The following is a 1,152-nucleotide window of genomic DNA, read 5'->3' on the forward strand; positions in this document are numbered from 1 at the left end:
CAAAAAAGGATCTTAAGAGACATATTATATCAATACGTTCCGGCTGAATTTTTTACCAGGCCCAAATCAGGCTTTAAAATACCGCTGCAATTTTGGTTTAGAAACGAATTAAAAGATTATGTACTTGATCAATTATCGTTAAGTGAATTAAAAAACATTCCGGGTGTTGATGCGCCTAAGGCATTAATGATGATACATGAACATATGGATGGTAAGTGGAACCGTTTTCCTCAAATATGGAAATTACTGGTGTTTACACAATGGTTAAAAAATCAAAAAGCTAACCCCGTTACTGCATATCAAACTATTTAAGATTCATTTTATACGCTATGATTCAAGTTAAAAGGAAGGCTATGCGCTTATTACCTTATAAAATTATATGGTTTGCCGATAAACCCAGCAAATGGAATTGTTTATACTGTTATTATAAGCAAAGTGCTTATTGCAACGAGGTTCGGGGATATCGCAGGGAGTCTTTTTTTACAAAAACAATTAATATTGGTGCCCCCCAGTCAGTTTTCGAGGCAGATTTTGATCAAAATACCGCCTACGAAATACGCAGGGCAATAAAAGATGGAGTTACAACAGCCTCCGAAACCGACATCAAACGCTTTATTGATTTCTACAATTTGTTTGCAGTAACAAAACAGCTACCAAAGCTTAACCAGGATTTTTATAAACTTCAATCTTGCATGGTTATAACAAAAGCTATTTACAAAGATCAGGATATTGTTATGCATGCTTATTTGCTTGATGATACCTTAAAACGGGTTAGGTTATTGCATTCAGCATCACTTTTCAGAAACGAAAAGGACAATCAGTTAAAAGCGGTAACGGGCAGGGCAAACAGATTGCTCCACTTTAATGACATGTGTTTTTTTAAACAGCATGGTTTTCAAGTATACGATATGGGGGGATATGCTCATGGTACATCAGATGAGGCTTTGAAGAGAATCAATCAGTTTAAAGACAGTTTTGGGGGTGTTTTGATACAGGAAAGTGATTATTTGCCGGTATTGGGATCGGCACTCTTGTTTTTTAAAAAAATATTTTGAAGGATGAAACTATCAGAACTATCCAGCTCAATTATAAATAGGATGTTTTTTTGTGATAAATGGAATATTGGTTATGTTTTTCAAACCCCCGAAAATC

Annotated in this window: 2 protein-coding genes; both read left to right on the top strand. The window is 35.1% G+C overall.

What is annotated here, in order from left to right:
* On the top strand, positions 1 to 312 hold a 312-nt coding region (locus tag AC1DO4_RS27840), incomplete at its 5' end, for an asparagine synthase-related protein (RefSeq protein WP_477421044.1).
* 17 nt (positions 313 to 329) lie between these two features.
* Positions 330 to 1,055: a hypothetical protein gene (locus AC1DO4_RS27845; RefSeq protein ID WP_477421046.1), complete on the top strand. Its 726-nt coding sequence runs from the start codon at positions 330 to 332 to the stop codon at positions 1,053 to 1,055.
* The last annotated feature ends 97 nt before the right edge of the window (positions 1,056 to 1,152 follow it).

The organism is Mucilaginibacter sp. P5_A6 (genome assembly GCF_056400585.1).